General features: G+C 39.6%; 9 protein-coding genes and 1 pseudogene. 2 read left to right on the top strand and 8 right to left on the bottom strand.

Going from position 1 to position 13,591, the window contains the following annotated elements; genetic code table 11:
- Nucleotides 1-749 precede the first annotated feature (749 nt).
- Both RZN25_07035 and RZN25_07030 read right to left on the bottom strand, forming a co-directional pair.
- On the bottom strand, nt 750-1,541 hold the full coding sequence (locus RZN25_07035; protein ID MEQ6376581.1) for an alpha/beta hydrolase: 792 nt from the start codon (nt 1,539-1,541) through the stop codon (nt 750-752).
- 102 nt (nt 1,542-1,643) lie between these two features.
- Nucleotides 1,644-2,825, bottom strand: a complete 1,182-nt coding sequence (locus RZN25_07030) for an acetyl-CoA C-acetyltransferase (protein MEQ6376580.1) — start codon at nt 2,823-2,825, stop codon at nt 1,644-1,646.
- Nucleotides 2,826-3,139: 314 nt separating this feature from the next.
- Between RZN25_07030 and fabG the strand changes: the two genes are divergently transcribed.
- Nucleotides 3,140-3,880, top strand: a complete 741-nt coding sequence (fabG, locus tag RZN25_07025) for a 3-oxoacyl-[acyl-carrier-protein] reductase (protein ID MEQ6376579.1) — start codon at nt 3,140-3,142, stop codon at nt 3,878-3,880.
- A 120-nt stretch (nt 3,881-4,000) separates the two neighbouring features.
- Here fabG and RZN25_07020 read toward each other — a convergent pair whose 3' ends face one another.
- The 5 genes and pseudogenes from RZN25_07020 to RZN25_07000 all read right to left on the bottom strand — a co-directional run bounded on the left by RZN25_07020 (nt 4,001) and on the right by RZN25_07000 (nt 9,716).
- Entirely contained in the window at nt 4,001-4,960 is a 960-nt protein-coding gene (locus RZN25_07020) for a nitronate monooxygenase (protein MEQ6376578.1), read from the bottom strand.
- Between the two features lie 519 nt (nt 4,961-5,479).
- Nucleotides 5,480-5,665, bottom strand: a pseudogene (locus RZN25_07015) (hypothetical protein).
- A 91-nt stretch (nt 5,666-5,756) separates the two neighbouring features.
- On the bottom strand, nt 5,757-6,551 hold the full coding sequence (locus RZN25_07010; GenBank protein MEQ6376577.1) for a transposase: 795 nt from the start codon (nt 6,549-6,551) through the stop codon (nt 5,757-5,759).
- A gap of 568 nt (nt 6,552-7,119) precedes the next feature.
- Nucleotides 7,120-7,965: a 2-oxoacid:ferredoxin oxidoreductase subunit beta gene (locus RZN25_07005; GenBank protein ID MEQ6376576.1), complete on the bottom strand. Its 846-nt coding sequence runs from the start codon at nt 7,963-7,965 to the stop codon at nt 7,120-7,122.
- A complete protein-coding gene (locus RZN25_07000; protein MEQ6376575.1) occupies nt 7,953-9,716 on the bottom strand; it encodes a 2-oxoacid:acceptor oxidoreductase subunit alpha in 1,764 nt (587 codons plus the stop codon). Before RZN25_07000 ends, RZN25_07005 begins: the two co-directional genes overlap by 13 nt.
- Nucleotides 9,717-10,595: 879 nt before the next feature.
- Between RZN25_07000 and RZN25_06995 the strand changes: the two genes are divergently transcribed.
- Nucleotides 10,596-10,997 (top strand): collagen-like protein, encoded by a 402-nt coding sequence (locus RZN25_06995; GenBank protein MEQ6376574.1) that lies wholly within the window; start codon nt 10,596-10,598, stop codon nt 10,995-10,997.
- A 39-nt stretch (nt 10,998-11,036) separates the two neighbouring features.
- Here the strand turns inward: RZN25_06995 and RZN25_06990 are convergent, their stop codons facing one another.
- Entirely contained in the window at nt 11,037-13,283 is a 2,247-nt protein-coding gene (locus RZN25_06990) for an EAL domain-containing protein (protein ID MEQ6376573.1), read from the bottom strand.
- Between the last annotated feature and the right edge of the window lie 308 nt (nt 13,284-13,591).

Below are 13,591 nucleotides of genomic sequence, written 5' to 3'. Positions count from 1 at the left end.
AAAATACTTTCAGAACAGCCCACAATTAAAGATTAATTTAATATTATTTCTATTAGAAAACTTGGCATTCGCCAAGCCTTTGTGGCGAATGCCTTTGTTGCACTTATGCAGATAGGAAAGTTTATACTTTTGTATGAAAACAGACCCTGCAAAACTTTTGTATACGTGATCAAGTCACAATAGATGCTACTTCTATATCGGCACAACCCGTTTCTTATGCAGGGTATCCTTTTTCAGGATCCACCAATGTATATTTCGACCTGGTCATATTGTTATTAAAGGTATTCCCAAAGATGAACAAGATTTATACTCCTTATTTGATTAGGAATCCATTTTCATGGTAGATGGTGGCTCCGCGAAGCGAGCCATAATGATTTCCTATCTGTTAAGAAAAGCGCAGGCGCCCCTCGAAACAAGAAAAGCACTTGTTTCTGTGAAGAAACTCTAAGTAGCTTTCCTTACTCGGGTCAAAAACTTAGAAGATTACTCGATGAAGCTTCTTCGCTGGAGCTAGACAAATTTTATACTTTATTATCTTTCAAAATAGGGAATACGATTTTATTACTGCAATTTATAAATTTCGATACTATTAAAAAAACTTTGTTTATTGTTAAAGGGATTCTTGAAAGCAAAATACGCTTTCAAGAATCCCTTTTATTCTGTAGTGCAAGACTTAGTTTGACTTATACTATCAACCGACTAAATTTATTAAGATACTATCAGAAAACTTTGCCCTTAAGGCGAGTTTTCTAAAATATAGAGCTATGTTTTACAACAAAGCCTAGCATCAATGTTCTCACCGTTTCTAGTTGCTCAAAAATAGTAACATGACCGCTGTTCGGAACAATAACAAATTCTGTGTCAGCTATATTTTCTACAAGGATTTCAGAGAATTTTCTAGGCGTTAAAAGATCTTGCTCTCCCCAAATAACTAGAGATGGACATTGGATTTTCTCAAGTTCTTCCGTGAAATTTGAGTCTTGAACAAAAGTATCATATAGATAAGTTTGGCCATCAAAAAAGCTTTCATCAATCTCATTCAAACTAGTTGCACGTTCTTCTAAGAATGGCTTATTTGAAGCAACAAAATCATTAAAATAAAGGGAAGGAACAGCACCCCAAAAAAATTCTTCTCCTTTTTTCTGCATGGCTAAGTACTTCCATCCTTCCACAAACAGACGGCTGGTTTCATCAATTTCACTAGCTCCATCAATGATGGTAAGGCTGGCTACTGCTTCAGGATGGTGAACGGCAAATTTCATGGCAACCTGACTCCCATAGGAAGTACCGACTAAGTGCACCTTTTCAATACCAAGATGGTCAATCAAATGCTTCACATCTTGAGCATGTTCATTGAAAGTATAAGGACCTTTAGGTTTATCCGATCCAATTTGCCCCTTAAAATCATGCAGTAGAATACGATAGCCTAGTTTTTCAAACACAGGATAATAACCATACCAACTACTAGTCGATGTCATAACCCCATTAAAAAAAACGATGGTTTCTTTTGACTCTAAATTTCCGAACTCCTCATAAAACAACTTGTAATCATTAATTGTAATGTGTGGAATAAGAATCAGCTCCCTTCCTTATATTAAAACACACTTAAATCCCATATAACGTTGATGTAAAATACTTTCTGCTTAAGGTCTCTCAACTACTAAGGCAACTCCCTGTCCTCCACCAATACATAAAGTGGCAAGTCCACGTTTCGCATCACGCCTCATCATTTCATAAAGTAAGGTAACTAAAATCCGTGTTCCAGATGCTCCAACAGGGTGGCCAATGGCAATGGCTCCACCATTTACATTTACTTTTTCCGGATCAAGCTCTAAGTCTTTTACAACCGCTAAGGATTGAGCGGCAAATGCTTCGTTTGCTTCAATTAAATCAAGATCAGCAACGGTTAGTCCCGCACGCTCAAGTGCCTTCTTAGAAGCTGGAACAGGGCCATAGCCCATAATTTTCGGATCAAGGGCAGCTGAACCGTAAGATTTTATTACAGCAATAGGCTTTATTCCTAATTCATCTGCTTTTTCACGTGACATGAGGACGACCATAGCTCCTCCATCGTTGATTCCTGAAGCATTTCCCGCTGTCACCGTTCCATCCTTTTTGAAGGCTGGACGGAGCTTAGCGAGTTTCTCTGCAGTGGTTCCATGTTTTGGATACTCGTCTTCATCGACAATAATAGGATCGCCCTTACGCTGCGGAACTTCAATAGGCACAATCTCCTCTTTAAAGCGCCCTTCTTTTTGAGCTTTTTCTGCCTTTTGTTGACTAGCAGCTGCAAATTGGTCCTGCTCTTCTCTAGTCAATCCCCATTGCTCGGCGATATTTTCAGCTGTGATTCCCATGTGTATGCCATTGAAGGCATCTATTAAAGCATCATTAATCATGCTGTCCACAATTTTCCCGTCAGCCATGCGATATCCCCATCGCGCATTTGGTAATAGATAGGGGGCATTGCTCATACTTTCTACTCCACCAGCCACAATAACATCAGCATCTCCAAGCATGATAAATTGTGCTCCCATACTCACGGTACGCAACCCGGACCCACAAAGCTTGTTGATGGTCATCGCAGGTGTTGTTTCTGGAATTCCTGCATGAATAGCGATCTGCCTAGCCACATTTTGACCCAATCCTGCAGACAAAATATTACCTACTAGTACTTCATCAATGAGGTCCGGTTGGATGTTGGCTCGTTTCATCGCTTCTTTTGCTGCTGCCACACCAAGGTCTATGGCGGATACATCTCTAAGAACTCCACCAAAGCTGCCTACCGGTGTTCGAACTGCACTAGCAATAACTACTTCTCTCACTTCATTTGTACCTCCTCTTTTTTTCTAATCTTAATCATGCAAAAAATGTACCAAGAATAAGAACCAAGGAATGTAAGTGTTTTATATATTCCTCAATTTGAAAGTGTATGAAATTTGTACACTGATCTAAAAAACGACAGCCTATTAGGTAGATTAGCGTTGGTCAGATAGATAGTCTAAAACTTTTCTATTTGCGTAGGGGCAACTAAAGACATTCACTATAAGCGCATCGCAAAATTAATTTTTGTTAGGGACTTTATTGGCACGAATTTTGCATATATATTAATAGATTTATATTTTAGGAGGGCTATTTGATGAGATTGGAAAATAAAGTATCCATTATCACTGGTGGAGGTCGTGGTATCGGCGCAGCAACAGCGGAAAAATTTGCTTCTGAGGGGGCAATTGTAGTTGTTACTGATGTAAATGAAAGCGATATCAATAAGACTGTAGATGAAATTACAACAGCAGGCGGGAAAGCAATCGGAATTGTTTCAAATGTAGCAGACCGCGAACAAGTAAGTGAATTAATTCAAAAAGTAGTTGATCAATATGGTCGTATCGATGTAGTAGTAAACAATGCAGGAATTACTGCTGATTCAACTTTAGTAAAGATGACAGAGGAACAATGGGATCGTGTCATTGATGTTAACTTGAAAGGTGTATTCAATGTGGGTCAAGCTGCAGCTAAGGTAATGAAGGAGCAAAACGGCGGAGTCATTTTGAATGCATCTTCTGTTGTTGGATTATACGGCAACTTTGGCCAGACAAACTACGCTGCAACTAAATGGGGCGTAATAGGTATGACGAAGAGCTGGGCAAAAGAGCTTGGTAAAAATAAAATTCGCGTGAATGCAGTAGCACCAGGATTTATAATGACCCCAATGACAGAAAAAATGCCAGACAAAGTACTTGATATGATGAAAGGAAAATCCGTCCTTGGTGACCTAGGACTTCCAGAAGACATCGCAAACGCCTACGCTTTTCTAGCCTCCGATGAAGCCCGTTTCATTACAGGCACAGTCCTTAGCGTAGACGGAGGAGTAGTCATTTAGCGTGTTGGTAGGGACGGTTCTCACCAACACAAATGGTGGATTTTTATAGTCCAAACCAAAATAAACATTATATAAATAACCTCCTGTTACACAGGAGGTTATTTTCGTTATCTATTAACATTATGATACGACAGCTTTTTTTATTTGCGAACCGTCCCCACTAACACTTTGCCATTCTGAGATTATTCCCTCTATAATTTGCTTTACAGGTATGATTTGTTTAATTTCGTGCACACGCGCTCCGGAAAACACGAGTCCGTCCTCAACGTCTCCTTCCATTGATTTAAATAGAGAGTCTAAGGTGCAGAATTGGTAGGAGCAGTTTTTCAAACAGTCATAACACTTTGTGATTTTTAGCTTGCTTCCATCACTGATTTTTTCTATGAATTTGTTTTTGATCGCTCTCCCTTGAAGACCCACGGTAGTTTTAACCAGAACCGTATCTTCTTTCTTCGCATCCACATATTTTTGTTTGAATGAATTTGGTGCATCACATTCTTCACTTGCAACAAATCGTGTACCCATTTGCACACCAGATGCTCCCAAACGGAAAGCTTTCGCAACATCTTCCCCAGTTAAAATTCCTCCAGCTGCTATGACAGGGATGTTTACCACTTTTGTCACCTCAGGTAAAATATCAAAAAGTGGGCGATCTGTCCCTAGATGCCCTCCTGCTTCATGTCCTTCTACAACGACAGCAGCCGCTCCCAACCTTTCAGATAGTCGCGCAAGTTTCGCAGAGGAAACAATAGAAATGACAGGCACATCATATTCACGACCCCACGCATACATATCTCTAGAAATTCCAGCACCTGAAACAATGAAATCTACCTTTTCTTCCATAGCTACCTTCATTTTCTCAGCAAAATCATTCATGGCAAAAAGTACATTTACTCCAATGTATCCTTTATTATTTGTAAGTTCTCTTGCTTTTCTTATATGAAACCTTAATTCTTCTACGGAAATCCCCGTTCCTGATATGGTTCCAATTCCACCAGCATTTGCTACCGCCGCAGCTAGTTTACTAAGCGATATCCCAACTCCCATGCCTCCTTGGACAATTGGATACTTCGGTTTCATATTCCCAATTTTCAATCCATGTTCACTCAACACAATACCCCATTTCCCAATATAGCATTCAACAAAAGTTAATGTAAGCTACTACCATCGTATGTGTTTTAACCAAACCAAAAAAGACACATCTGTCATTCTCATCATATGACACTTGTAACGTGTTAGTAGGGACGGTTCTCACCAACACACTCATTGAAAAGATTAGATTTTCGAATATAACTGAAGTATTCCACTTAAATTTAAAATCATTCTTGTAAAAGAAACTTTTTTCCGTTTTCATGCTTTTTTGAATCATTGATCTGATGATTTAGATAGTACCATTGTCCCTCGAAATAAGAAAAGCGCTTGTTTATGCGAAGAAGCTCTAAGTCGCTTTCCTTCGTGCGATTACTCGGGGCAAAAACTTCGAAGATCACTCGATGATGCTTTTTCGCTGGAGCTAGACAAATTTGCTTTCTTATCTTGTATAAAAAAAGATTCCTCAAAAGCAAAATGAGGAATCTTTTTTTTTTCACTTTTTACTCTTTAGCGGTTCGCTAATGCCTTCATTCCCGCTTCTAAAACTTCCAAAATTCGATCCGTGTCATAGACGCTTCCTCGCCAAGTTCCGCCACTTACCGATTGGAGGGCTGCCCACAAGCGTGTATCGTCTGGAAGCTGCGGATGAGGAGCCACTTCAGGATGAGTATCCCTTCCTTCTAATACTTTGCTGGTGCCCGTGTTGGTGGGGACGGTTCTCACCGTGAAAATTGAGGTTTCATAAAGGTTTTCAGTCCTTTCAATCTCTTTCAAATACACTAAACTAAATCATTTTATTTTTTTTGATTTTTGAAACTAGACTGGGAGATATTCCAAGGATTCTACCAATTTGAACTAGAGGAAGTCCAGAATGTGTTGTGATTTTGAATAACAAGTTATCTCTTTCCTCTTTTGATAGAACTTTTACATGAGGAATTTTGGTAGGGGATATGAGCCGAACTATTGTCTCACGAGCCTCATCATCGGTTCTTCTTTTTCGTGGAGCTTCATCTTCCAAGCACTGCTCTGCCGTTCTCTGACTGTTGAATTCCATAAATCTTTTTCTCGCAATAGGTTTTCTATCCGAAAACATGGAGAGGATCCACTCTCCATCCAAAATCCCCCTTATCGCTTCAGCTTTCCCATAATAGCCCTGGCAACTGCTCCACCGCCAATCATCAGGAAATTCAACCATCTCCGCCTTCACCGGATTTTGATGGATATACCGAATAACCTCCAGTAAATAGCGCTCACTTTCAACAGCTTCACTCCTAAATCGATCTTGAAAGAGATGGCCGGACGTTTTGTATTTCCAATTATAGTGGGAAACGTAGCAAACACCAATCCTCTTCATAGTGTCAGAAATCGACTCATTCCCCTCCTTCATCAAGAGGTGAATATGGTTGTTCATTAGGCACCAAGCATAAAAATGTAACTCAAATTCCTTCTTATATCTCCCCATAATTCGAAGGAATTTCATGCGGTCCTCATCATCATGAAAAATTTCTTGCCTGTTGGCACCTCTAAGAATTACATGATAAATGCCGGATTTACTTTTAATTCTTGCAGATCGAGTCATTGATTCACCTACCTATTTAGTTTTTTGAAAAATTTTGAAGTAAAAAATGAGTTAGATAATGGGGGAATGCTCTTTGTTGTGGTTTCTTTGATTGAGTTGGGTTGGTGCGTTGGTTGGGTGTGCTGGGTTAGGCTATTTGTGTTGGTTGCGTGGCCTGTGTTGGGTGCGTGGCCTGTGTTGGGTGCACAGCCTGTGTTGGGTGCGTGGCCTGTGTTGGGTGCGTGGCCTGTGTTGGTTGCGCGCCTGTGTTGGGTGCGTGGCCTGTGTTGGGTGCGCTGGGTGGTTGTTCGGATCTCCTAACAGTAAGAAGTGTGGAGTGGAGGATAGAGTTGAGTCGACGTGGAAATTACGTGGTTTAAGAAAAGGGGTGCAAATGATAGTTGGAAACAAATCTATCATATAATACTTTCTAACAAAATTCACCACTTTTAATGGTAGATAATGTGAAACATTTGCAAAAAAATAAGAAGCGTGCTGGTCGGAACCGTCCCTACCAACACGCTTCAAAATGGTGAAATGCCGTCATATCAAGGTTTGGGTGTGTTGGTGAGAACCGTCCCTACCAACACTATTGAAATTTTGCTTGGATGGTTTGGAGGAGTTCTTGGTTCATGCTTCCGTTTTGGGTGGATTGCATGTCGAAGTCGATTCCGAGTTGTTCTTGGTAGTCGGCTCGTTCTTCTTCGTAAAGGACTCCAGTGACTAGGCCGCGTTCTTCTCGAATTTTAGCGATTGCTGCTGAACGGTCTACAAATGGCTCATCAATTTCCACTAGATTCTCTTTATAAAATTCGTAGGTGTTAATTTTATTGAAAGTGACACATGGGCTGTAAACATTCACATGACTAAAGCCCTTATGTTCAATGGCACGTTCAATAATAGAAACCATTTGTTTAATATTACCCGAAAACGCCTGGCCGACAAAAGTTGCCCCATTGGCAATGGATGTTGTAATTGGATCTACAGGATACTCCTTATTACCGTCCGCTGTTGTTTTTGTAACAAATCCATGCTCACTTCGAGGAGAGGTTTGCCCTTTCGTTAATCCATAAATATTGTTGTCCATAACAATATAAGTGATATCCAAATTACGACGGGAGGCATGAATGAAATGCCCAAGACCAATTCCATAACCATCCCCATCACCACCAGATGCGATAACCTTTAAATCGGGATTCCCCATCTTGACACCTTGTGCCACAGGGATGGAACGACCGTGTATGGTATGATATCCGTTCGTCCTCACATACTCAGACACTTTTCCTGAACAACCTATTCCGGAGACTAACGCAAATTCATGGGGCTCATATCCCAGCTGAATAATCGCCTTTTGAATCCCCGTCATAATACTGAAATGACCACAACCTGGACACCATGTAGGCTGATCCCCTCGTAAATCTTTTAATGTTGCCATGCTACCATCTCCTTCACTTGCTGAACTATGGAACGAACTGTAAACGGATTTCCGTCATACTGTGTAATTGCTTTGGCCTGATTATGAATAGGTATATACTGCTTCAACAACTGCAACAATTGTCCGTTATAATTGTTCTCTACCGTAATGACTGTTTTCCCTGCCAAAAGTGGCTCCAATTGATCAAGTGGCAATGGATAAAGTTGCTGAATGTGCAAATGGGAGGCACTCAATACGCCTTCTTCATTCAGTTGCGCTACAGCCTCCTCTAACGCGCCATAGGTTGACCCCATACCAATGAGCACGAACTCGTCGGCACTGCCATCCCCTTGGCCAGGACGGTACTTAAACGGAGTTTCTAGCATTGCGTGTCTAATTTTTTCTAAACGTTTGCGCATCATTTGGACACGGTTTTTTGGGTCTTCGGATATATAGCCGCTTTCATCGTGTTCGTTGGAGCTTGTGGTGTGTATGGCATGTGGCATTCCTGGAAGTGGTCTTGGTGAGATGCCGTCTTCTGTTAGACGATAGCGTTTGAAGTGTGTTTCGTTGTAGTTCTTGGCTTCTTCGTCGGTTAAAAGTTTTCCACGATCGATTGCAACTCGAGTTCCATCAAAGGATGGAATGGTCATTTTGTTCATAGATAAGCCGAGATCTAGTGCGATCAGAACTGGACATTGATAGATTTCAGCTAGGTTGAAGGCTTCTGCGGCGGCATAAAAGGCATCTTCAATAGTCGCAGGTGACAGTACGATTCTTGGGATTTCGCCGTGACTTCCAAAAATCATATGGAATATGTCGCTTTGTTCGTGTTTTGTTGGCAACCCAGTGGATGGCCCTCCACGTTGGGAGTTGACGATAACGATCGGCACTTCACTCATACCTGCCAGGCCCATAGCCTCAGTTTTTAGGCTTAGTCCGGGTCCTGAAGTAGAGGTCATGGCTCTTGTTCCTGAGTAGCTTGCTCCAATTGCAAAACAAATTCCTGCGATTTCATCTTCGACTTGCATGACGGTTCCGCCTACCTTTGGGAGTTCTGCGGACAGCCATTCCATGATTTCACTAGCTGGTGTAATCGGATAAGCACTAAGGAATCGACATCCGGCCATTAAACTCCCAAATCCTGTTGCTTCGTTACCAGACATGAAGAGCTGTTTTTCTAAGACTGGAGGAACAACTCCTTCCACCTTATCGGCTACATTTTCGTTAGTAATCTCAAAACCTTTCCCTACGGCTTTCTGGTTGGAGTTAATGACTTCGGCTCCCTTTTTACCGAAAATGTCTTCAATTAAACTATTAAAGGATTGTTGTGGGAGATCGACTAAAGCTGCGCTAATTCCGAGCGCGATCATGTTTTTCGCTAAAGGATTTCCAAGGTCGGTTGCTATTTTTTTCAAAGGTACGGTAAAAATGGTATAAGGTATCCCTTCTTGATTTTGGGCTTGCTCAACTGCGATTTCTTTTCCTTCTTGGATCACGATGGCTCCTTTGTTAAGAGTTGACTCGTTGCGCGGAAGAGTTTCCTTATCTAGACATAACAAAATATCGATACCGTCACCGGAATAATAATTTCGTTCTGCAGTCGCTTTGATTTTATAGTTCGTATTCCCACCCTTTATTCGGGACATGAACTGTTTATAAGTTGATACCGAGTATCCATGTCTCACTAGAGTTTTTGCAAATAATTCTCCTGTAGAATCGACCCCTTCCCCTTGTTGTCCACCAACCATCCATTCGAGTGATTTTCTCATCTAATTAGATAACCTCCTTAAAAGAGTCATAGAATTGTTTTTTTGCTATGTGATACAGTCTAGTGTTTTATGTTTAGTTCCCTCCTTTCAATTTTTCGTTCTGAGGTTCATATTAAGCTATTAACTGTCTCAATTTTCCGAATGTTGTATATAGTCTATTTTACGAGCAAATTCTAGAAAAGACAACACTTTTTTACAACTGTATCACTGGTTGATTTTATCTGTAATAGTCTAAAAAGAGATTTGTAATGATTAATCTTATTCAAAATAGGTGGTTTAATCGCATAATACAGAAAGCGCTTACACTATATTTTTTTATTAATACAGTTTTATATAGTTTTGGCTGGTTCGTGATCATAAAGTGAAACTTCAATCAGTGGCCATCCCCCACTGATTGTTAGTGCCCAAGGGTATGGCCTAAAGGGCTTGAACCAATCGGACATTTTCGGGCAGTTTATCCCCCACCTACTCTTTGCGTTTCCCTTAAGACTTGATGTGGGGGGTATTGCTCCCATGAAAATAAAACATTAAATTTTTCATTCTTGTTGGTGAAGCTTGCTTCTTGGTTGGCTGACGGTTGAGGCAGGATAAATACTAGATACTAAAAACAGTATGTTGAAAGGGCATTGTAAGATGGTCTTTAACTATCACCCCGTTAGGCTATTAGCCATACATTAAAATGAGCACCTTCCTATTTCAGGGAAAGGTCTTAGAAAAGAATGAGGAGGAGAAATATTGCACAGTCCGTTTTCTTATTACCCATTGTTCAACGGGAATAATCTGAGTGCGCCAACTGGTAATTCTTTTGAGGATTATGGAGATTTTACGGATCATTATGGCCGAGTTACAAATTTTCCGGGTTGGGGCAATTTTCAAGGGTTGCCTGGCAATCAAGGAGGGTTCCCTGAATTTCCAGAGTTCCCTGAATTTCCAGGAGGAGGATTCCTAGGAAACCCACCATTTAATCCACCTGGATTGCCACCAAGCGGACCCTCACCTGGTGGGCAAGGTCAAGGACAACCTCCAACGACTCCACCACCTTCATTTGTGCCTCAAAGCCAGCCACAAGGTCAAGTGCAACTTTATGCAGTAGATCCTGGTGCCATACGGAGATGCTTGTTTAAATTTACCTATGTGTGGTTAGAGAGAGGCAGACGAGCATTCTGGTTTTACCCGACATATGTAGGCCGTCGATCTATAGCAGGTTATCGTTGGACTGGATTCATGTGGGTATATTACGGCATTGACTTAGACCGGATTGAGTCTTTTCAGTGCTACTAGATTATAAATAAAAGATAAAGACCTCGTGGAAAGAGGTCTTTATCTTTTATCAGTGTTGCTAGTGCTGACAAGAACCGTCCCCATCAACACGTCTATTTCATCAGGCGGGGCTGGTCTAGCTAACAGAAAGCCTTGACCAATTTGACATTGATTTTGGGTTAGAATGTGTATTTGATCTTCGTTCTCTATCCCTTCGGCAATGACCCTGAGATTCAAGTTGGTCCCAATAGCTATGATCGTTTTGAGCATGGATAGATTCGTTTGATTAGACAGATCAGTAATAAAACTTTTATCCATCTTAATAGTATTTATGGGGAGATCTTTTAAAATAGATAAAGAGGAGTATCCCGTGCCAAAATCATCTAATGAAGTGCTTACCCCAAATTCCCGCAATTCTCTTAATACTTTTGCTGATTCCTCTTTATTTTGAAGAATCGATTCTGTAATTTCTAAATCAAGCAATTTAGGGTTTAAACCCGTATCTTCCAAAACTCTTTTTACAACGTGGACAAATCTATTATTATGAAGCTGACGAGCAGAGACATTGACTGAAATTGAAAAAGTTCCGTTCCATTTCATCAATTGCGAACAGGCTTCCCTCAAAACCCATTCTCCAATGGAAACAATTTGTCCAGTTTCCTCAGCAATCGGAATAAATTCAGCTGGTGAAATCGACCCTAAAACCGGATGTTCCCATCTCAATAAAGCCTCCATCCCTACAATACTGCCATCCTGAAGATTATACTGGGGCTGATAGTGAATCCTTAGTTGGTGATTTGATAAAGCCTTACCTAACTCAATTTCTATATTCATTTTTCTCGTTTGCTTTTCATTTAACTCTAAAGAAAAAAGTTGGAAGGCATTTTTTCCTTTCTCTTTAGCTAAATACATCGCAGCATCAGCATTTTTTAATAAAGCATCCCCATTTTCACCATCTAGAGGAAAAAAGCTAACTCCAATACTTGCAGTTATTAAAATTTCATGATTTGAAATAAAGAAGGATTGATTAAATCTATTAAGGATCAATTGGGCACATTCAATACATTTCTGTTGGTCGGCATTAGGCAGTAAAATGACGAATTCATCTCCACCTAATCGATAAATCCTATCTTTTTCAATAATTGCACACAATCGAGAAGTCGCTTCCTTGAGTAAAATGTCTCCTGAATGATGCCCTAAATTATCATTAACATTTTTAAATCGATCTAAATCAATTAAGAGAAGACCAAACGTTTCACTTTTCTGATTAGCAGAACGCGTGATATTTGCTAAATCTTGCGTAAAACTGCTTCTATTTTTCAGTCCTGTTAACGGATCATGAAAGGCTAAATAGATATATTCATCCATTATTTTTTCATTTTTTCGCAAAATGAAAACCTGCCTACTTATAAGCAGAAGAAAAACAGTAACCAGTCCTATACTTAGAGAATTAAAGTCCAATTCATAAACTTGCATAGCTAAGAGAAGAAGAATAAAAACGGCTATATATGGAAACAAATTCCTCCGATTTTTTAGCGCTTCTCCAAAATGGAGGTGACTTTTAATTGAATCCTTTTCAGAGAACTGACTGGAGAAACCAATCAATAGAATGGATAAAATCCATAATGGATCAAGAAAGCCTGCTAATTCATACGTTTCTAGTAAGGACTGAAAAATAAATATAGAATCTGCTGAAACCTGAATGAAAAAAGCTGTGTTCAACCAATAGTAGACTTGTGCGCCCTTTTTATTCTGTATCAAGTAAAAATTAGTGATAATCAGCAGGAATATACTTAAGCTCAGCATAGAATACACCAATGATAAGTAAGCTGCAGTCCAGTTATTGTCTAATAGTTCTAGAATAGGTTTGATTAAAAAGTAATAACTAGTACTTGCACTAACTATAATAAAAATTCCAATATTATATAGAAGATCATTAGTAAACTGACGGTGACCCATCTTTCTCATTTCTTGGATAAGTCCCAAAGCAAAAAAAACATACCCTATGGTCCAAAGAAGATTGGATAGGTCAGGGAAAGATGCATTACCCTGTTTAGTTATTGATATAAACCAAATTACACTACCAATGATAAATAAACTAATGCCAAATCCTAAAAAGATCCAAATTTTATTTTTATGTTTTCGATACCCGTTCCATAACAATAAAAGGCTGGCTAGTCCCCCTAAAGTATAAAATAAAGAAGTTCCGGTTGCCCTCACTTGATAATTATCCCAGAAAATCCATATCAATAAATAAAACAAGCTAACAAAAAGCCCAATTCCCAGTAACAAGAATCGTTTATTCATGTCTAGAGCCCCCAGCCTATTCACAAATGATTTCCCCTAATTTTTTCATAAAAGATGTTCGACACACTATTTTTGATAAAATATCACATTTTTCTCATGATTAGTTCTATTTTACCATATACGCCTATTGAAAATGAAAAATAAGCGCACTTTTTGAAAAAACATACAAGATTTTACACTTACACATTGCATGAAATTTAATGAAATACTAGAAGTTTTTATTTTAATTTTTGCTCAATTTTCCAACTTGAAAAAGGTTATTGAAAAAGGTTGTGATTTTTTTAATATGGGGGCACGCGCAAAAAAAA

The organism is Bacillaceae bacterium S4-13-56 (assembly GCA_040191315.1).
In the GTDB taxonomy this organism is placed as follows: Bacteria; Bacillota; Bacilli; order Bacillales; family JAWJLM01; genus JAWJLM01.
This window is presented reverse-complemented; position numbering and strand designations above follow the sequence as displayed.

Bases quoted from the DNA above. Each gene is read 5' to 3' on its own strand.
- RZN25_06990 (MEQ6376573.1), bottom strand. From the start codon at position 13,283: ATGAATAAACGATTCTTGTTACTGGGAATTGGGCTTTTTGTTAGCTTG.
- RZN25_07020 (MEQ6376578.1), bottom strand. From the start codon at position 4,960: ATGAAACCGAAGTATCCAATTGTCCAAGGAGGCATGGGAGTTGGGATA.
- RZN25_07005 (MEQ6376576.1), bottom strand. From the start codon at position 7,965: ATGGCAACATTAAAAGATTTACGAGGGGATCAGCCTACATGGTGTCCA.
- RZN25_07000 (MEQ6376575.1), bottom strand. From the start codon at position 9,716: ATGAGAAAATCACTCGAATGGATGGTTGGTGGACAACAAGGGGAAGGG.
- RZN25_07010 (MEQ6376577.1), bottom strand. From the start codon at position 6,551: ATGACTCGATCTGCAAGAATTAAAAGTAAATCCGGCATTTATCATGTA.
- fabG (MEQ6376579.1), top strand. From the start codon at position 3,140: ATGAGATTGGAAAATAAAGTATCCATTATCACTGGTGGAGGTCGTGGT.